This window comes from Haloferax mediterranei ATCC 33500 (assembly GCF_000306765.2).
Taxonomy (GTDB): domain Archaea; phylum Halobacteriota; class Halobacteria; order Halobacteriales; family Haloferacaceae; genus Haloferax; species Haloferax mediterranei.
Map to the genome: position 1 here is coordinate 1,187,684 of NC_017941.2, position 16,986 is coordinate 1,204,669.

General features: G+C 63.0%; 20 protein-coding genes. 6 read left to right on the forward strand and 14 right to left on the reverse strand.

Going from position 1 to position 16,986, the window contains the following annotated elements:
- Positions 1-106: 106 nt before the first annotated feature.
- On the forward strand, positions 107-1,405 hold the full coding sequence (locus HFX_RS06080) for a DUF7405 family protein (RefSeq protein WP_004572426.1): 1,299 nt from the start codon (positions 107-109) through the stop codon (positions 1,403-1,405).
- 36 nt (positions 1,406-1,441) lie between these two features.
- Here the strand turns inward: HFX_RS06080 and HFX_RS06085 are convergent, their stop codons facing one another.
- The 3 genes from HFX_RS06085 to HFX_RS06095 all read right to left on the reverse strand — a co-directional run bounded on the left by HFX_RS06085 (position 1,442) and on the right by HFX_RS06095 (position 3,559).
- A complete protein-coding gene (locus tag HFX_RS06085; RefSeq protein ID WP_004572425.1) occupies positions 1,442-2,128 on the reverse strand; it encodes a cytochrome c biogenesis CcdA family protein in 687 nt (228 codons plus the stop codon).
- The gene (locus HFX_RS06090) at positions 2,128-2,706 is read right to left on the reverse strand and encodes a TlpA family protein disulfide reductase (RefSeq protein ID WP_004572423.1); all 579 of its coding nucleotides are present in this window, start codon (positions 2,704-2,706) and stop codon (positions 2,128-2,130) included. Before HFX_RS06090 ends, HFX_RS06085 begins: the two co-directional genes overlap by 1 nt.
- A 133-nt stretch (positions 2,707-2,839) precedes the next feature.
- Entirely contained in the window at positions 2,840-3,559 is a 720-nt protein-coding gene (locus HFX_RS06095) for a DsbA family protein (RefSeq protein ID WP_004572422.1), read from the reverse strand.
- A gap of 108 nt (positions 3,560-3,667) precedes the next feature.
- Between HFX_RS06095 and HFX_RS06100 the strand changes: the two genes are divergently transcribed.
- Positions 3,668-4,000, forward strand: a complete 333-nt coding sequence (locus HFX_RS06100; protein ID WP_004572421.1) for a 2Fe-2S iron-sulfur cluster-binding protein — start codon at positions 3,668-3,670, stop codon at positions 3,998-4,000.
- 27 nt (positions 4,001-4,027) lie between these two features.
- Here HFX_RS06100 and HFX_RS06105 read toward each other — a convergent pair whose 3' ends face one another.
- Complete coding sequence (locus HFX_RS06105; protein WP_004572420.1) at positions 4,028-4,597, reverse strand: NUDIX hydrolase; 570 nt, start codon at positions 4,595-4,597, stop codon at positions 4,028-4,030.
- A gap of 159 nt (positions 4,598-4,756) precedes the next feature.
- Between HFX_RS06105 and HFX_RS06110 the strand changes: the two genes are divergently transcribed.
- Positions 4,757-4,963, forward strand: a complete 207-nt coding sequence (locus tag HFX_RS06110; protein WP_004572419.1) for a hypothetical protein — start codon at positions 4,757-4,759, stop codon at positions 4,961-4,963.
- Positions 4,964-4,998: 35 nt separating this feature from the next.
- Positions 4,999-5,427, forward strand: a complete 429-nt coding sequence (locus tag HFX_RS06115; RefSeq protein ID WP_004572418.1) for an RNA-binding protein — start codon at positions 4,999-5,001, stop codon at positions 5,425-5,427.
- A gap of 147 nt (positions 5,428-5,574) precedes the next feature.
- Here the strand turns inward: HFX_RS06115 and HFX_RS06120 are convergent, their stop codons facing one another.
- Together HFX_RS06120 and HFX_RS06125 are read right to left on the reverse strand one after the other, a co-directional pair.
- Positions 5,575-6,138, reverse strand: coding sequence for a thioredoxin family protein (locus HFX_RS06120; RefSeq protein WP_004572417.1), 564 nt, complete (start codon positions 6,136-6,138; stop codon positions 5,575-5,577).
- A 112-nt stretch (positions 6,139-6,250) separates the two neighbouring features.
- Complete coding sequence (locus HFX_RS06125; protein ID WP_004572416.1) at positions 6,251-6,676, reverse strand: EamA family transporter; 426 nt, start codon at positions 6,674-6,676, stop codon at positions 6,251-6,253.
- A gap of 209 nt (positions 6,677-6,885) precedes the next feature.
- Here HFX_RS06125 and HFX_RS06130 point away from each other — a divergent pair, with 209 nt between their 5' ends.
- The gene (locus tag HFX_RS06130) at positions 6,886-7,083 is read left to right on the forward strand and encodes a DUF7501 family protein (protein WP_004572415.1); all 198 of its coding nucleotides are present in this window, start codon (positions 6,886-6,888) and stop codon (positions 7,081-7,083) included.
- 81 nt (positions 7,084-7,164) lie between these two features.
- Here the strand turns inward: HFX_RS06130 and HFX_RS06135 are convergent, their stop codons facing one another.
- On the reverse strand, positions 7,165-7,614 hold the full coding sequence (locus HFX_RS06135; RefSeq protein WP_004572414.1) for an ester cyclase: 450 nt from the start codon (positions 7,612-7,614) through the stop codon (positions 7,165-7,167).
- 172 nt (positions 7,615-7,786) lie between these two features.
- Between HFX_RS06135 and HFX_RS06140 the strand changes: the two genes are divergently transcribed.
- Positions 7,787-7,960: a hypothetical protein gene (locus HFX_RS06140; protein ID WP_231512906.1), complete on the forward strand. Its 174-nt coding sequence runs from the start codon at positions 7,787-7,789 to the stop codon at positions 7,958-7,960.
- On the opposite strand, the gene HFX_RS06145 is transcribed toward HFX_RS06140, so the two are convergent.
- The 7 genes from HFX_RS06145 to HFX_RS06175 form a co-directional block, all read right to left on the reverse strand.
- On the reverse strand, positions 7,957-9,195 hold the full coding sequence (locus HFX_RS06145; RefSeq protein WP_014732257.1) for an MFS transporter: 1,239 nt from the start codon (positions 9,193-9,195) through the stop codon (positions 7,957-7,959). The genes HFX_RS06140 and HFX_RS06145 overlap by 4 nt on opposite strands.
- Positions 9,196-9,280: 85 nt before the next feature.
- Complete coding sequence (locus HFX_RS06150; protein ID WP_004572411.1) at positions 9,281-10,165, reverse strand: DUF58 domain-containing protein; 885 nt, start codon at positions 10,163-10,165, stop codon at positions 9,281-9,283.
- Positions 10,162-11,211 (reverse strand): AAA family ATPase, encoded by a 1,050-nt coding sequence (locus tag HFX_RS06155; RefSeq protein WP_004572410.1) that lies wholly within the window; start codon positions 11,209-11,211, stop codon positions 10,162-10,164. The genes HFX_RS06150 and HFX_RS06155 overlap by 4 nt, the downstream gene beginning before the upstream one ends.
- Positions 11,204-12,160, reverse strand: coding sequence for a DUF7502 family protein (locus HFX_RS06160; protein ID WP_231512905.1), 957 nt, complete (start codon positions 12,158-12,160; stop codon positions 11,204-11,206). The genes HFX_RS06155 and HFX_RS06160 overlap by 8 nt, the downstream gene beginning before the upstream one ends.
- Complete coding sequence (locus HFX_RS06165; RefSeq protein WP_004572408.1) at positions 12,150-12,749, reverse strand: chromosome partition protein; 600 nt, start codon at positions 12,747-12,749, stop codon at positions 12,150-12,152. Before HFX_RS06165 ends, HFX_RS06160 begins: the two co-directional genes overlap by 11 nt.
- Entirely contained in the window at positions 12,746-15,148 is a 2,403-nt protein-coding gene (locus HFX_RS06170; protein WP_004572407.1) for a VWA domain-containing protein, read from the reverse strand. The genes HFX_RS06165 and HFX_RS06170 overlap by 4 nt, the downstream gene beginning before the upstream one ends.
- Entirely contained in the window at positions 15,148-16,944 is a 1,797-nt protein-coding gene (locus tag HFX_RS06175; RefSeq protein WP_004572406.1) for a vWA domain-containing protein, read from the reverse strand. Before HFX_RS06175 ends, HFX_RS06170 begins: the two co-directional genes overlap by 1 nt.
- Between the last annotated feature and the right edge of the window lie 42 nt (positions 16,945-16,986).

The window sequence follows — 16,986 nt, forward strand, 5'->3', positions numbered from 1 at the left end:
GGTGTGCGTTTCGAACGCCAACGCGACGAAATGTGACTCAGGTGTCGGATTGAATCTTCGACGCACACACCAGAACGGACTTGCCCCCGAAGTCCCTAGCCGAGGTATGTTCGACGGGTCTCCGTCACGCCGGGCGTTCCTGAAAGCCGCAGTTGCGGCCGGGGGCGCGGCGGCACTCTCCGCATGCCTCGACCGGGCACCGGACGACCCCGTACCAGCGGGAACCGCCGAGTTCGACACCCTCCCAGACAGGCAACACGCGTGGAACGACGTCTGTGCGACCGACGACCACGGGAACGTCGAGGTCCCGCACCACCAGATACTTTTGTACCTCGACCTGTCCAGCGATGGACCGCCGACCGAGGACCAGCGAGCGACGACCGAGCAAGCCTTCCACGTTCTCGACCGTGCCTACGAGCGAAGCCACGAGGGTCTGCTCTGGTCTGTCGGCTACTCGCCGCGGTACTTCCAGCGATTCGACGAGTCGCTTCCCGAGCGCGTCGACCTGCCCGAACCGCGGGCGCTTTCACCGTTCGAAACACCAGACTTCGACCGACAGGACGCGCTCGTTCACCTCGCATCGGACCGCGCCGACGTGGTTCTCGAAGCCGAGCAGGCGCTCTTGGGCGAAGTCGACGAGGCGAACGGCGTCGCGGTCGATACCGACCTCTCGGGCGTGTTCTCGGTCGATGACCGACGGACCGGCTTCGTCGGTGCGGGACTTCCCGCGAAACACCAGTCGGACCTCAACGGCATCCCGGATGGCAACCCGGTCCCCAAACAATCCCCACTTTTCATGGGGTTCAAAGCCGGGTTCGCAAAGAACCAGGCTACCGAGGACTACGTCACTATCGACGAGGGGCCGTTTGCCGGCGGGACCACGAAACACATGGCGAACCTCCGGCAGCGACTCAAGGACTGGTACGACGAAGAAGACCAGTACCACCGCATCATGAAACTGTTCTCGCCGGGCCACGCCGAGCAGGGTCTCGTGGAGGGTATCGGCGACAACCTCGGTGACGACAGCGGCATCGACGCGATGGTCGACCGCATCCGCGAGGACGCAGAATCGTTCGGCCACGTCGGCCACGCCCAGAAGGCCGCCCGCGCCAACCGCGACGACGAAGGAAACGTCAAACTCCTTCGGCGGCACTTCGAGTCGGCCGACGACGACGTGGCAAGTCTCCACTTCCCGTCGCTCCAGCGCGGCATCTCCGACTTCGAAGCGGTCCGCGAGGCGATGAACGGCACCGACCTGACCGACGTTCCGACCGTCCGCCAGCGCGTGAACAACGGGATTTTGGAGTATATCTTCGCCAAACATCGCGGGAACTTTCTCGTCCCGCCGCGGCGACTTCGGGCGTTGCCGACGGTGACCGGTGACGCGCCGATGTCGGGCGAGTAGGCCGTATGGAGGCGTAGCAGGGCGTCGGTTGACGACTCAGACGTACCCTAAGAACCCCAGCGAGAGCCAGATTTGCCACGCGCCAGCCAGTATCATCACGCCAGCGGCGACCTTCTGCACTGACCCGACGTACCCCGAAAACGACCGGATTAGACCACCACTGAGGGCCGCCAACACCGTTACGATAGCAAGCGGGAGCGCGGCGGCCGCGGCGTAGGCTCCGAGTGAGATGGCCGCCTGCGCGGGCGGAAGCGCAAGTGACTGTGTGACGACACCGAGGAAGATAGGGATGACACAACCCGCGGCGGCGAGTCCGTACACTGCGCCGAAGATGCCGAAGCCAGCCACTGATGCGCGGTACTCGGGGAGTACGACGTGGAGACTCGGCGCACGTCCGGTAAACATAAGCAGACCAAAGACCACGAGCGCCGCGCCGATAACGGGTTCGAGAAGCGTGATTTGGGAGGTGATTCGAGTACCGATGAATCCGAGAGCGCCACCGAGAGCGCCGAGAACGACGAGTGCCGCGAGTGAGGCGACGGAACCGCGGGTGACTGCACCGCCGAGGCCGGCCTCATCACGGGAGAGGTAATAACCGACGTAGCCCGGAAGCAGCGGGAACGCACAGGGCGCGAAAAAGGTTGCGACGCCAGCGCTGGCGGCGAACACGAGCGTCCCGGCGAACGCGGGGTCGAGACCGAGACCGAAGCCAGACCCGGGCATCAGCGCACGTCCTCGATAGCTGCCCGGAGGTTCTCCTCGCTGGCGAGTCCGCGGTGGGTCCACGATATCGACCCGTCGGCATCGAAGACCACGAGATACGGAAGCCCGTTCGCCCGAACCGCACGCATCAGTTGGCTTTCGGGATCGTGGCCGACGGTCCACGAGCCATCGTGTTCGGACCACCAGTTTTTGATGTCGTCCATGGTGAGTCCGCCGCCGAGTCGCTCGTTCGTCACCGAGACGAACGCCACGTCGTCGCCGAACTCGTCGTGGAGGGAGCGAAGGGACTCCATCTGGGCGACACACGGCGCGCACCACGTCGCAAAGAGGTCGAGGACGGTCGGCGTCCCCTCGACGGGCACGCGAACTTCACCCGCAGTCGACCCCTGTGCCTCGATGGTATCGACGACGAGTGGAAGGTCGCCGGTCTGTCCAGTACCATCCGCCGTGTCCGTCGATTCCCCGGAATCAGCCTCAGTTGTGGTGGACCCCGAACCCCCGGACCCACCGCCAAGACAGCCTGCGAGTCCGGTAACGCCCGCACCCGCGAGGACACTGAGGAGGTCGCGTCGTCTCACCGGGTATCACCTCGGCTGGCTCGGCGGGGCCATTGCGTCGTAGCCATACGGTGGCTAGTCAATCTCGCCCTAAAGAACCGCTGGTGTCGTGCACGAATCATGCGCGAGAGATAGTGTGCGCGTCGAATCCAGCTTATCGAGCGTTTTCGACGGCGGTCTGGATAGCGTCCCACGTGGGTTTGACCTGTTCGCCGTTTACGAGAATAGTGGGCGTCCCGTTGAAACCGCGTTCGTCGACGGCATTCGTCCGGTCCGCCTTGACGACCGGGCGATAGCGTTCACGCGAAGCAGCCGCAGCAACAGAACAACCGTCGAGTTCGGCGTCGTTTGCGAGGTCCTTGAGCGTCGTGAGGGACTCTTCGGCGTTGCCGCCGGCGAGTTCCGACTGCTTTTCGAACAGCGTGTGGGCGAACTCGAAGAACGTCTCGTCGTCGGTTTCGTCCTGAACCGCGCGAGCGGCCGACGCACCCTTCCACGACCACCAGTCGTCGACTGGAATCGGGAAGTCGTGGTGACGGTACTGGACGATACCTTCGGAGACGTACTCAGATTGGAGTTTCGGGAGTACATCGAGCGAGAACGTCGCACAGTGGGGACACGCGAAATCCTCCCAGCCGTCGACGACGACCGTCGCATCGTCAGGGCCGAGAGATGGCGTGGAGAGGGAACTGACCGCATCGCGCTTAGAGACGTCACAGCCGATGTCGGCGACGATATCGGATTCAGTACTGGTTCCGGTTTCGGTGCCGGTCGCGGTGTTCTCCGACTCGTCGTCTCCCCCGAGGCACCCGGCGGTGCCCAGGGTCAACGCACCCGCCGTCGCGGCGAGGTACGCGCGTCGTGTTTGGCGCATACCCGGTCTGGGTAGCGGACGGACTTAGATTCACCGAGGTGTCGCGAGTCTCGTGAATTCGGCGTCTCGAACGATATCGATTAACCCCGGTGTCTCCTCCCTTCGGCCGTGCCAACCGTCCACTTTCGCGGCCGAGAAATCGAGTGCGACCGAGGGGCGGTCCTCCGGGACGTGCTTCGGGGAGCCGGTGAACCCCCACACAACGGTCACTCGTCATGGCTCAACTGCCACGGGAGAGGCTCGTGTGGGACCTGCGCCGTCCGGGTTCAGGGTCCCGTAACCTACCGGACCAAAAAAGAAACGCGGCGGCTTCGACTCCCGCCGCACGACCCGGATTCTGGGCTTCGACTGGCGTGTCAGACGCTCGTTCTCGGTGATATCTGGGTCGAGAAGTACCCGGGGTTCTGGGGACACCACGTCGACGACGACCCGATTGACTGATGCTCCTTCTGTGTCACCCGTGTTCTCTCAGTCGCCAGCGACGTGACCGTACCAATTCAACAGGTCGTCTCGGTCGCGGGTGTCGGCGGGAATCTCGTCGACGTGGAACCACCGTGCTTCGGAAATCTCGTCGTCGGGGTCGTCCACGCTAAGTTTGACTCCAGTTTCGGTGCGGGCACGGTAGATTGGCATCACGCCCCACGTCTGGTGGCCGTCACAGCGGATATCGACTCGGGTCGCCATCGCGAGTCCGCCGTAGTCGGCGGTGATTCCGGCCTCTTCAGCGAGTTCTCTGCGGGCCGCCTCGGGGAATCGCTCGCCGTCGTCGACGCCGCCGCCGGGGAGGACCCACATGTCGACGCCTTCGTGCCAGACGAGCAGTATCTCGTCGTCGCGGCGACGGACGACGGTGTGGACGCCATAGGGAGTACCAGTGGCTTTCACGCGCGTTGCGAGCGTTCGGAAGCGCGGCCGTGAGACGCGGCGGGTGTGGACCGGTTCGATGAACTCAGCGTGACCGCTGCGGAGGCGGTGGTACGCCTGTTCTGCGCGTTGGCGGGCCTCGTCGGCGAGGAACCAGAGGTCGTCGACCGTCATCGGAGCGCGCACGGCGGGCGATGTGCGAGCGGACAACTCGGCATACTCGCAGTTTGACGTGACTCCACAAATCGGCTTCGACCCCAGTTCGGGGCGCGTGTGGCCCCCGCCTCACGCCCAACCATCGCCCTTTTATTCGGCGGCGCGGAACCTGTGCGTATGAGCTTCGAGAAAGACGACAAGGTCGTCCTGAACGACAAGCACAGCGAGTTCGACGGCGAGACGGGTACGGTCACGCAGGTCATCGAGAGCATGTTCGGTGAGCCGACCTACACCATCAGCTTCGACGAGGGCCAGGAAGTCGGCATCGCCGAGGACCAGCTCGAAGCAGCCGACGACGAAGCAGCCGCTGAAGACGACGAATAACCGACGACAAACCGACGCCTCCGAGAAGACCCACAATGCCACGCGTTCCGTTCCACTACATCGACCTTCGCACGTTCTGTTACGAGACGGAAGACGAAAAGCGGGTCGAGGAGGCGCTTCGGACGTTCCTCCCCGACGACTTCGAAGTCGACCGTATCGAGAGCACCGGTCACCACGGCGACCGTATCGTCGTCTTCTCCGCGCGCATCGAGCGAGCGGACGACATTCGGCACGTGCTCGCAAAGATTCGCGAACTCGACGACTTCGAGACACTGTTGGATGAACTCGACCAGCGGGTCACCGACAACACCGAGTTCTTCTTGCGACTGGACAAACAGGCAGCGTTCAACGGTGCGGTCAAGCGCGGCGGCGGGCTTACGCTCCGCGCGAAAGTCGAAGCCTACCCGGCCAAGAAGGAAGCGGCCGTAGAGAACGCCCGCGAAGCACTGCTCGGCGACGAGTAAGGCTTCGAGGACCCGACTGTCCCCGGTCGAGGTCCGGCCACTTCCGGTCGGTCCCCGACTATCTCCGGTCGGCCTCCGACTATCTCCGGTCAGCCCCCGATTTTTACTGTCCTCGGCCGACGCTAGCGAGGACGACGACTCCGTTCGTTAGTCGTCTTTCCACTTGATGGAACAGCCCTGCGACGGGGTCTCTTCGACAGGAATATCCTCGCCAGCGAGGAGAGATTCGACCGCATCGCGCATCTCGTAGTCCGTGACCTCGTCGTCGGGACTCATCGCGTCGTCGATGCGGGAGTGGAACACGAGTTCGAAGCCGTCGTCGGTGTTCTCGAAGAGGAATGGGTCAGGTGTACAAACTGCCCCGTATTCGGCGGCGACGTCCTGTGACTCGTCTCGGAGGTACGCGGTGTACTGAATCGTGCCGTCGTCGGCGAGTTCTTTCATCCGGTCGAAGGAGTCGTCGGGGTACGCCTCGGCGTCGTTCGGGTTGATTCCGACGACCGCGAGGTCGTCGTAGACCTCGGCGAGGTGGTTCAGTTCGTCGAACTTCGCCTGCGCATACGGGCAGTGGTTACACGTAAACACCACGAGCACGGCACCGTAGCCCTCGAACGACGACAACGAGTAGGTTTCTCCGTCGGTTCCGGGGAGTTCGAAGTCGGGCGCGGTGTCACCGTGTTCGAGTTCCGAATCGGATTCCAAGAGTACCATGTCGCGGGCTACGCCCGCGAGAGACAAAGCCGTTGCCCGCGAGGTGTGCGAGATAGGTATCCAGTAACGGGGGGACGAGTAGCCAGTAACGGTGGTTTCTCGACGGGATTCGTTACTCGACGGAGACGAGGAAGACAGCGACGACGGCGAAGGCGATGCCGGCCACTTTTCGAATCGTCACGGGTTCGCCGAGCGCGATGATGCCGACGACCGACGAGACGGCGAGGAACATCCCGAAAATAGGTGCGACGATGGAGACGGGACCGAGCGCGAGCGCCCGGTAGTACGAGAGGATACCGACGGCCAGACAGACGCCAGCGAGGAGGACGTATGGGAGTTTCGAGCTGACGACGGAGTCGGATACGTTCTGTCCGGAGACGACGATGACGCCGATTGTCGCAGTGACGAGGACGCCGTTTGCGACGAGTGCGGCGACGTCGCTCGGAATCTTTCCTTGTCCCGTCGTTGCGACTTTCATCAGGGGTGCAACGAGTGAGTAGGCACCGAGTGCGATGACAGCCCAAGAGATGTAATTCACGGATAATTCACCATCCGAACAGGTGCTCTCGAGCGTGTATAGGGTTACGATTCAAGAGAGTCTCAACACGGTGCGAAGCGGCGTTGATTCGATGACAGCGACGAGTTTTGATTTATGATTGAGCACTAAATAGAGTATTGTGAATACATATGGAGACATAGAATGCATTAAGGTAAACTTTTATCAAGTATTCTCGCATATTAGTTTCCATGTCCCAGGACGTATCCCCCTCGGTCATCGCGCACACGTGGGACGACCCAACCCGCTGCCCGTTCTGCCTCGCCGAACTGGAAAGCGAAGGCGCAGGCTTCATGGACCACCTCGACGAGAGTCCAATCTGCCAGCAAGGCTTCGGAATGTGGCGCGATGCAGTCGCCGACGACGTTGCCGGCGAATGGTCCGGTTGAGCAGTTGCACTCACTGTTCAACGACTGAATTTTTCTGGATATACCGACCCTCGACAGCGTGGCGGTTCGAAAAAAGGCTGCTCACTCGGGTACAACGCCGAGTTGCGACAGCATCGTCATGATATCCGTGCTGTTCCATTCTTCGATGCACAGGCCACCCTCGTAGCGGGCTTCTACGAGACCCCACGTCTCAACGTCGCGGTGGGTTGCTGGAATATCGTCGCCACCTTCCCTCCGGAGCGTTCCGTCGTGTGTTCCGGTGAGACGATACCGTCCGTAGACGAACTCGTCTTTCGCCTTCACGTCGAACACCTCGATGTGGAAGTCGGAGAACGCGTCGTGGTACTTCTTCGCCCAGGCTTTCATCGCCTCCGTTCCGACGACACCATCCGGTTCGGAAAACGCGTGCGCCTCGACGAGCGGGTCGTACTCCTCGTCGACGACGTCGTAGTTCCGCTTGTTCCACAGTTCTTCCGCGACGCGGATGAACGATTCTCGGTTCTGTCGTTCCTGTTCGGTTGTTGTTGACATCTCCACCACCGCTCGATACAAGGCGAACGAGCGGCTTAGTTATGGATTATTGTCATCACGAACGTCGGCGGAGAACGGAACAGGGCGGAACAGGACGAGACGAGGGAGACCAGAACGGAACGAGATGTGACAAATGACCAAATTGATGACATTTGGGGTTGAAATCGGTCGTATGTCAGATACGATTTCTCCAATTGCAGTGTTCGTCCCGGCGGTCATTTTCGGCGGGGTCAGCTTCTACCTCGTGGATGCAGTTAGTGGCGACCTGGGCCTTTCGGCGCTCGGTGCAGGTATCGGTGTCGTCATCGGTGTTGCTATCGGTGTGACTGTGAGTCGCCGCGATTAATCACTCGCCGCCGCCTTTGGGTCGCGTGCCGACCCGTCGACCCGACCGAGGAGCCACTGTGTCATCCCGAGCGATAAGACACCGAGAACGGCGACGACGCCGAAGGCGACACGGACACCTGAAACGTCGATAAGCGCACCGAACGCGGGCGGGGCAACGGCCCCACCGAGCGAGATACCGACGGTGACGACGGCGAAGCTTTTCCCGAGGTCACTCCGCGCCGAGAGTCGGTCAGCCAGCGTCGAGCGCGCCGGTCGAGAGACGCTGATAGTCCCGCTGAAGGGGAGTACTAAGACGAGGAGTGCAAGCGGGAGCGACCCGCTGGCGAGAAGGGCAGCCAATCCAACAAGCGCCGCGTACCCGCCGAGTGCGACGTTCCCGGGACCGATACGGTCGGTGAGCGTTCCACCGAGAAGAATCATTCCTGCACCCGTGACGAGCATCCCCGAGACGAGGAGATTCGCCGTACTCGGAAGCAGGCCATATCCGTCAGCAAGCAGTTGCGGCGAGTAAGTCCGGATACACCACGCGGCCGCCGAGGTGAGAAACGAAAGAAGGGCGAGTCCCATCAATCCAGACGACGCGAGGAGGTCCGTCGCACCCTGTCGAACAGCCGAAATCGACGGGCGAGAGTCCGGTCGGTCCTCCGCCGCCGGTTTACGGATTGATTCGGGGAAGCCACGCGCGAGCGGCAGCGCGACGAGCGAAAATCCCGCACCGAGGACGGCGAGGACAACGATAGACCACCGCCAACCGAATCCGAGCGCATCGACACCGGCGGCGATTGCGTAGGGAACGGCGAAGCCGAGCGACCCGCCGAGCGCGTGCAGCGAGTACGCGCGGCCACGACTCGCTTCCGAGGTGGCTGTTGCGAGAAGCGGATACTGCGCTGGGTGGTGGCCCGCGATGCCGACGCCGAGAAGCGCCTGTGAGACGAGGAGCCACTGATACGTGGGTGCGACGGCGGTCGCGACGATTCCGACGGTACCGACGACGAGCGAGAGTGCGAGGACGAGTGTCCGACTTCGCGAATCGGAGAGGTAGCCGAAGGGGAGTTGCAGGAGCGTCACGACGGCCCCCTGAACACCGATAGCGAGGCCGACGGCGGCGATGCTCACACCGAACTCCGAGGCGACCGTGCCGATGACCGGCGCGAGCGCGACCAGATAGGCGTGGTTGACGACGTGTGACCCGGAAACGAGGCCGACGACCCGATACTCCTGTGTCTCCGTCACGGGCGTGTAATCAAGCGCAGCGGTGAAAAACGCGCCGTCCGCGGCAGGCCTGTCTTCCGGTGGTAGATGTGGGCCGAGTCCCCTTTCAGTCCCGGTGGTCGCCGCCGAGTCGCGCACCCAGCCATAGGCCGGCGAACGTGTCGAAGAAGTCACCGCCGGTATCGACCAGTTCTCGCTCGATTCCCAGCGCTTGACACCGCTCTTCGACATCGTCGAGGTGCGCCTGAAGCCTGTCGCTGTATCTCCGTGCGGCCGTCCCGCCGAAGTAGGTCCGCCGGATTGCGTCCGATTCGGGGTCCTCGAAGATTGCATCACCAGTCGCTTCTGGGCCAATCTCTTCGGGTGTGAGTACCTGCGCGACGACCACGTCGTTACGGGCGAGCGCGGTGAGTCCGGCGGCGACGTCGTCGGGGTCGAAAAGGAGGTCGCTGACGACGAGAATGAGCGACCGCGAGCGGATGGTCTCAGCGTACTCCTCCAGCGCCGCCGTAATGTCCCCGTCGCCCGTCGGTGTCGTCTCGTTGAGGTGGTTGACCAGACGAAGCACTTCGCCGCGACTCGACGCGTCGGTGTCGATGCGGTCGGGCACGTCGCCGATGAGCGAGAACTGGAAGTCGTTGTTGTCTTCGGCGGTGAGATGACAGAAGCCGAGTCCCAGTTTCGCGCCGTACTCGAATTTATTCAGGTCGCTCTCGCCGAAGTCCATGGAGGCCGTCGCATCGAGGAGGACGTGAACCGTCAGATTGCGCTCGGCCTCGAATCGCTTGATGAACAGCTCTTCCGTCCGTGCGTACGCCTTCCAGTCGATGAGTCGCGGGTCGTCGCCGGGGGCGTATCGTCGGTGGTCGCTGAAGGTCAACCCCTCGCCGACGTCCGGCGACCGCTGGTCGCCTTGCAAAGGCGCGTTCGAGACGCGCTTGAGTGAGGTGTCGAAGCGGTCGAGTTCGGCGAGGAAACCGGGGTCTATCATTCCAGGAGTCGTTCGACCACGTCGTCGGGTGTCAGCCCTTCGCGCTCCGCCCGGAAATCGAGGATGATGCGGTGGCGAATCACGGGTGCGGCCATCTCGGCCACGTCCTCCCACGACACGTGACTCCGGCCGTGGATGAACGCCCGCGCCTTCGCCGCGAGGACGAGCGACATACTCGCGCGGGGACTCGCACCGAACTCGATTGCGTCGTCTTCGCGGGTCTGGCGGACGAGTTCGATGGTTCGGTCCCGGATATCGTCGGCGATGGGGACTCGCTGGACGAGTCGCTGCGCCGCGAGCAGGTGCGTTCGAGGAAGGACGCGCTCGATTTCGGGAACCGACCCGCCTTCGGCGTACTGTTTGACGATGGTTCGCTCCTCGTCGAGTTCCGGGTAATCCACGAGTATCTTCATCAGGAAGCGGTCGGTCTGCGCTTCCGGAAGCGGGTACGTCCCACCCTGGTCGATGGGGTTCTGGGTCGCGAGGACGAAAAACGGTTTGGGAAGCGAGTAGGTCTCTCCGGCCGCCGTAACCTGCTTTTCCTGCATCGCTTCGAGGAGCGCGGCCTGCGTCTTCGGCGTCGCACGGTTTATCTCGTCGGCGAGGACCACGTTGGCGAAGATGGGACCGCGTTCGAAGACGAACTCGCGTCCCTCCGACGACTCGCGGATGATTTCGGTCCCGGTGATGTCCGAGGGCATCAGGTCTGGCGTGTTCTGGACGCGCGAGAACTGCAGGTCGGTCGCCTCCGTGAGGGCGCGGACGAGTGTCGTCTTCCCGAGACCGGGGTTCGATTCGAGAAGGGCGTTGCCATCACAGAGCACGCAGACGAGGAGGCGCTCGATGACGTCTTGCTGCCCGATGATGCGCTTTCCGACCTCGTCTTTCACGGCTGCGACGCTCGATTGGAGGTCTTCGATGCTCAGATCGGAAAGGTTGGTTTTGGGTGGCGATTCGGCCCCGCCAGTAGCGGGTGAATCGGCCCCGTTGGGGCTAGCTACTTGGTTGACGTCGTCTGAAAGGTTCCAGTCTTGGTCGTCACTCATCGTCTTTTTCACGTATCTGCAGGGTGTAGTCGCGAATCAGTTCAGCTTCTTCGAGGGTGTCGTCGTCGAGATAGCCGGCGCGCTGGCTCTCAACCGCAGTGTCGCCAGTGTATCCCGTGGAGTCGTAGGCGGCGGCAGACGACCCCGGTCCGTCGCCGCTGCCACCGGTTCCGGCGAGTGTCGCATTCACTTCCTCGGACCCCGCGGAGACGTTCTCGGAGTTGCCGAGGATTGCACTCCCGTTCTGGAGTTCCGTGGGTCGGTCGGACCCATCGAGATTCCCGCCGGAGACGGCCTGGTCGCCACCCAAACCGTCGAGGTGGAGGTCGGTGATGGCGACTTGGATGCTTCCCGCCGAGAGAAGCAGAGCAACGACGAGCGCACCGACGATACGGCGCGTCGGAAGCAACTCTACCGACGACGTATCGCGCAGTCGGTCGAGTACGTCCTCGTAGAGCGCGAGCGTCATCCGGGAGGGTTCGGTCTTCGACTCGCCGGTCAACCACCCGTTTTCCGTCGACTCGTCGCCGTGGTCACCGTCACTTCCGAGTACATCGCGGGCGGTCCGCAGTGCCTCTGCAACGGACGGATTGACCGCCTCGAACTGCTCGACGGGCGAGTCGCGCAGACGGATAACGTACTCCGCGACGGCGACGAGAATGCCAAGGGCGAGCGCGATTGGAACGGCAACGTGGACCACCACTGACGAGTCGACGCCGGGGAGCGAACTGAGCGACACCGACGACTGAATCGGCAATTCGAAGAGTCGCAACACGAGGTTCGAAAGGAGCGTCGCGACCGCGGCGTCGACGACGCTCGGAACGAGTGCGGCCTTCTTCGCCTCTCGGCGGACTTCGCGGATTGCCGCGGCCATCTCGTCACGAGGGTCTGGTTCCGCCGCTGACGAAGGGCTATTCGAGGTCTCGGATGGAGGTGTATCAGACGCCATTGCACGCGGGGGGTTTGTCGCCTTCTATCGCCGAACACGCCTCTTCGAGGTCGTTTTCGAGGTCGTCGACCTGTTCTTCGAGCGACGCAACCTCGTCTCTGAGGTCGTCGATTTGCGTTTCCAGTTCGGCGTTGGTCTCGTTGAGTTCTTCGTTCTTCGTTTCGAGGTTTCTCCGTTGCTCTTCGAGTTTGTCGATACTGTTGGTGAGTTCGTCGATTTTGTCGCGGGCGTCGCTGAGTTGCGACTTAGTATCATCGAGGTCCTCGCGGGTCGTATGCAGCTCTTTCTGCGTCGATTCCAGTTGTGACTCGGTATCTTCGAGGTCCGACGACACCTGCGAAACGTCTCCTTTCGTCTGTTTGAGACTGTTGTTCAGTTCGCGCAGTTTCGCCCGCGTCTCCGATAGATTCTGCTGTGTTTTTGAGAGGTCTGACTGGAGCGCCTTGTTTTGCTCGCGCAACTGCTCGTTTTGCTGGTCGAGCGTGTCGACGGAGTACTGATAGAACATCGTTGCGCCGACCGTTCCTGCGGTCAGGAGGACCACGATGAGGACGAGACTGAGGTTCAGGGACCGCCCGAGGAAGCTCATATCAGACCACCTTCACTTTGGGTTTTACCCCGATACACTTGAACTCGCCGGACGAGCACCTCCGCGAGATACAGGAGGAACGCGGCGAGGACGAAGGCGATGGCCCACTCGTCCCGGACGGGTTTCACGCCGGCTGCATTGTCGCGGGCGGACCTTGCTATTTCGGTGGCATCGCCGGGACCGTACAGTTTGCCGCCGCTGTCGGTGACGGCGGATTTGAGTGCAGCGGACTGACCAAACCCGCTGTGTTCGGCCGGGTAGTTCACCGCGAACGAGGTGTCGAGCACGTCGCGGTAGCCCTGTTCTCGGGGGACGACGGTCGCCTCGTAGACGCCGGACTGCACCGTCGAGAAGGTGAGGTTGCCCGTCTCTTTCGGGCGGTTGTCTCCGCGGTAGACGACAGTCGCGGGCGACCCGATGCGGGTGTCTTGGACCTCCGTGACACCGGTTGCTTTTCGCTCGGGGTCGCCGATGACGAAGTTCGTCGACTTCGTGAGCAACAGCGAATCCGGACTGCTGAGGAGTCCATCGAGCGACCCATCGTTGCCGTAGGTCGTGATGGTCGCAACGCGGCCGAGTCCGTAACGCCACGAGGCGACCGCGGGCGTGCCGTCGTCGGCCGCGACGAGGAAGTTCGCACCGCTTCTGACGGACACGTCGTTGACGCTTCCGGGATTCGCGGTCAACTCCACACCGGCGGTGACGAAGTCGTTCCGGTCGACGACGGTCAGGCCGTCGCCAGCGTACTGGCGGTTCGACCCACCGAAGAGGATGCGGAGTCGCTTGGTCTCGTCGGCGCGGAGGTAGTTCCCGCCCGAGGCCCGGGCGATTGCGCGAAGCGTCTTTCCGTTCGGATTCGGTCCGGTGCCGATGGTGATGACGCGGATGCCTTCGCGGCCGAGTTGGTCCGCAACCGTCGCCGCATCTTCGAAGCGGTCGTGTCCGTCGCTGATGAGGATAATCGTCCCGCGTCGGTCACCGAGCTGCTGTGCGGCACCGTTGAGTCCGACGGCGATGTCGGTCGCGCCGCCAGATTGGAGACGGCGGATGAGGCCGACGGTCGACTTGCGGTTCGGGCCGAGCGGTCGAAGCGGCGACACCTCGTAGGCGCGGTAGTTGAACCCGACGATGCCGACTTTGTTGTCGTCGCCGAGTTGGTCGAGCGCATCGAGCGCGACCGACTTCTGGACCCGCATGCCCTTTTCCGCGCTCCCGGACACGTCGATTGCGAAGACGAGGTTCGTGCGTTTCGAAGTCCCCTCGCCGGTCGTGACGGGAAGCATCGAAGCGAGACTCGACCCGTCGTAGCCACCGTTTTCGAACGAGTTCTCCCCGCCGACGACGAGCAGGCCGCCGCCGTCGATGGTGAACCGCTGGAGGGCGTCGACGTTCCCAACGTCGTCGGCGTGCATGTCCTGAAGGACGACAGCGTGGTACGACGAGAGGTCCGATGGGACCGACTTTGCGGTCTCGACGTCGTACAACTTCGAGAGGTAGTCGCGGAACGGGAAGGACCCTTTCGAAACGTAGAGCACCTTCGGCGGTTCGACGACGCGAACCGTCTTTCGGAACACGTCGTTGTCGCTGAAGCGGTCGTCGCCGGCGATGTGGGCGGTGATTCGGTGGGTTCCAGTGTTGTCAAACGTCTGTGAAAACTCGACGCGACCCGGCGAGTCGACGGTCTCGCGGGCAACCTCGTTGCCATCGACTTCGACGACGACTTCGAGGCTCGCCGTCTCGTCGGGCGAGACGCCATCGACCCGTGCGAGGAAGGTGTTCTCGACGCCGACGCTGGTCTTCGACGGGCCGCGTATCGAGACGTAGTGTTCGGCTTCTTTCGGCGACGGTGAGACGGCGCTCACGGTCGCGTTCAGGTCGCGGGCGAGCGTGGTCGCAGAGGCGAGACTTCGACCCGACGTAACTCGCCCGTCGGAGACGAGGACGACGGTCCCGTCCGGTCTGAGGTTGGCGGCAACCGCGTCGCCGAGCGGTGATTCGTCGCCCTGTGCGACGGTCGACATCGTGACGGGAACGCCCTCTGCTTCGATTTCTTCTGCGAGGTCGGACGCCACGTTCTTCGAGACGGCCATGCTCTCCGATTTGTCGACGAGCATCGTCACCTGCGGGTCGCCGTCGGTCTGTCTGGTCATGACGGTGTACGGTCCCGCCGCCGCGACGACTAACAGGAACGCGACGAGCAGCCGCGACGCGAATAGGAGGCGGCGCGACCGATTTCCGGCGGTTCCGGACGCACCTCGGTAGATAAGCGCCCACACGAGGAGGGCCGCAACCGGAAGCGCGATGAGGAATATCGGCCGCTCCAAACCGACCGTTCGACCGGCGATTTCGACTGTCCATGCGAGGGGTGTCGGAGTCAAGGGAGTGAGTCCAGGCAGCATCAGAGGTCACCTCGTCGGCGCAGATAGGCGAGTTCGACGAGCGTCACCGCGAGCGCGACGAGCGCCGCCCACTCGGTCAACGGGTTCGGAACGATTTGCTCTTCGACCCGCGTTGTGGACGTACCGGGTGAGGAGTCCGATTCCAGCGACTCCGCGGCTACGTCGGATTCCGACTCGCTGAGAAGCGAGGCGGCGAACCGCTCGTCGCCGACGCGGTAGACTCCGGCATCGGAGAGTTGCACCTCGGGACCGGTGGTTTCGCCCGCTGGCGTCGCGACAGTCTGGTTTGTGCCCGCCGAGAGTGACCCGCCAGTCGCCCGGTTCAGTTCAGGGAGCGTCGAGCGACCGGCGAGGTAAAAGACGGTGCGCTTCCAGAACACCGGATACTGGTAGTTGTACTTGAACGCCGACTTCGCTTCGAGGAAGCCGTAGTAGACGACCCGGCCCGGGCCGCGTTTGTCGGTGGCGACGAGCGGCGTTTCATTGGTCGTGCTCACGAGCGACTCGCCCGACCGGAGGGTGCCGGCAACGTACTGATTCGGTGGCGGGAACGTGATGCCGCGGGTGAGTTCGTGGTCTTCGACGGTTCCAATCGTCGGATTCGTCTTGATTTGCTGCGGGGAGACCAGTAAGAGGTCACCGTACTTCGGCGTCGTGTCTTGGGCCTGAATCGCCACGCCGCCGCCGCGCTCGATGGTTTTGCGGCCAGCCTCGACGTTGCCCGAGAGCAAGCGGTCGGGGGTGACGTTGCTGTAGATAATCACGTCGTACTTCTTCGAGACGGTCGTCGGCGGGTTATCGACCGTCAGCGACACTTCCGGGATGACGGAGAGCGCGGTCGTCAGGAACTGATTTTCGTCGTTCGTGAGGACGAGGACGTCGACCGAGGCGTCCTCCGGAGCGGCGACGTACAGTGTGTTATCAGTAGGGAAGTCGTCACCCTGCGAGAGGCTGATTCGACCTCCACCCGTCGGGACCGGCAGTGTCGCCGTCGCCACGTCACCCGCGTCCAATTGGACCTGCCGAGTGACGCCACCGAGTTCGAGTGACCGCGTCGCGGGCGCGTCGCCGTAGTTCTTCACAGTCACCGTGACGTTCGACCCGGAGAACCGTCGGTCGATGATGCCGACGTTGCCCTGTCCGCCGCCGTTGAACTGCCGAAGTTCGACGACGAGCCCTCTCGCGCGGGACTCTCTGACCGCGTCGGCCCATGGGGAGTCGTCGGCGAAGTCGCTGAGAACGACGATTCGAGCGTCCTTCCCGGCAATAGAGGCGGCCGTCGTGATTGCGGACCGAAGGTCGCCCGGCGCAGAAGTCACGCGCAACCCGTCGAGGGCCGAGCGAGCGTCGGTGTCGCTTCCGCGACGGAGGACGACATCGGCAGTCGAACCAGCCGAGACCACGGACGTTGTTCCAGTCACCTCCTCACGTGCGGTGGCGAGCGCTTGGTCGAACCGAGTTGCGCCGCCGTCTTGAACTGCCATACTCGCGCTCGTGTCCACGACGATAACGGTCTCGGATACCGTTTCGGACTCGGGGACGAGCATGTACGGCGTCGCGAGCGAACCGACGAGCGCGACGAGTGCGAGAAGTTGAATGAGGAGAAGGAGACTTCGAAGCAGACGGTCGAAAATCGGGTTCGATGCATTCCGCCCTGTGGCCTCCGCGAGGAACTGGAACGTCGGAAGCGTCCGCCGGACCGGCTCCGGTCGCAATAAATAGAGGACGACGAGAGGCACCGCGCCCAGCAAGGCGAGAAGCCCGAGGGGGAACAAGAAGAACTCGTCGAGGACCATGCGCGGTTCGTAGCGCGCATCCAGTATGGGTGTTTCCCTATA

Coding starts and splice junctions, on each gene's coding strand:
- HFX_RS06080 (WP_004572426.1), top strand. CDS start 107: ATGTTCGACGGGTCTCCGTCACGCCGGGCGTTCCTGAAAGCCGCAGTT.
- HFX_RS06085 (WP_004572425.1), bottom strand. CDS start 2,128: ATGCCCGGGTCTGGCTTCGGTCTCGGTCTCGACCCCGCGTTCGCCGGG.
- HFX_RS06095 (WP_004572422.1), bottom strand. CDS start 3,559: ATGCGCCAAACACGACGCGCGTACCTCGCCGCGACGGCGGGTGCGTTG.
- HFX_RS06105 (WP_004572420.1), bottom strand. CDS start 4,597: ATGACGGTCGACGACCTCTGGTTCCTCGCCGACGAGGCCCGCCAACGC.
- HFX_RS06110 (WP_004572419.1), top strand. CDS start 4,757: ATGAGCTTCGAGAAAGACGACAAGGTCGTCCTGAACGACAAGCACAGC.
- HFX_RS06115 (WP_004572418.1), top strand. CDS start 4,999: ATGCCACGCGTTCCGTTCCACTACATCGACCTTCGCACGTTCTGTTAC.
- HFX_RS06120 (WP_004572417.1), bottom strand. CDS start 6,138: ATGGTACTCTTGGAATCCGATTCGGAACTCGAACACGGTGACACCGCG.
- HFX_RS06130 (WP_004572415.1), top strand. CDS start 6,886: ATGTCCCAGGACGTATCCCCCTCGGTCATCGCGCACACGTGGGACGAC.
- HFX_RS06135 (WP_004572414.1), bottom strand. CDS start 7,614: ATGTCAACAACAACCGAACAGGAACGACAGAACCGAGAATCGTTCATC.
- HFX_RS06140 (WP_231512906.1), top strand. CDS start 7,787: ATGTCAGATACGATTTCTCCAATTGCAGTGTTCGTCCCGGCGGTCATT.
- HFX_RS06150 (WP_004572411.1), bottom strand. CDS start 10,165: ATGATAGACCCCGGTTTCCTCGCCGAACTCGACCGCTTCGACACCTCA.
- HFX_RS06155 (WP_004572410.1), bottom strand. CDS start 11,211: ATGAGTGACGACCAAGACTGGAACCTTTCAGACGACGTCAACCAAGTA.
- HFX_RS06160 (WP_231512905.1), bottom strand. CDS start 12,160: ATGGCGTCTGATACACCTCCATCCGAGACCTCGAATAGCCCTTCGTCA.
- HFX_RS06165 (WP_004572408.1), bottom strand. CDS start 12,749: ATGAGCTTCCTCGGGCGGTCCCTGAACCTCAGTCTCGTCCTCATCGTG.
- HFX_RS06170 (WP_004572407.1), bottom strand. CDS start 15,148: ATGCTGCCTGGACTCACTCCCTTGACTCCGACACCCCTCGCATGGACA.
- HFX_RS06175 (WP_004572406.1), bottom strand. CDS start 16,944: ATGGTCCTCGACGAGTTCTTCTTGTTCCCCCTCGGGCTTCTCGCCTTG.